General features: G+C 43.1%; 1 protein-coding gene. It reads right to left on the bottom strand.

The window, feature by feature from the left end; translation table 11 throughout:
- A partial coding sequence (locus AB4512_RS23630; protein WP_372175948.1) for a FliG C-terminal domain-containing protein occupies nucleotides 1-255 on the bottom strand: 255 nt, incomplete at both ends.

Raw genomic sequence — 255 nt, 5'->3', positions numbered from 1 at the left:
GTTGAACACCTTGGTCATCAACTTCAATAAGGTTTTCAAAGACAAACATCAGATCTTGAATCTGTGTTGCCATGTCTTCGTCTTGATCACGGATTTGATCCATCAAGACACCTTCCACATTATTGTCCATGTAGTTCATGATCTCAGCCGCAGCTTTCAGGCCACCAATTTTGGCAGCTTGAGCACCCGCTTGACCTGCAAACTGTTTCTCCATGATTTCATTCAATTCAGCAAGAGCCGAAGGTTGAACTTCTT

Origin of the sequence: Vibrio sp. 10N.222.52.B7, assembly GCF_041474275.1 — a bacterium.
In the GTDB taxonomy this organism is placed as follows: Bacteria; Pseudomonadota; Gammaproteobacteria; order Enterobacterales; family Vibrionaceae; genus Vibrio; species Vibrio crassostreae_C.
Note: the sequence above shows the minus strand (reverse complement) of the source record. Positions and strands in the feature narration are given on the sequence as shown.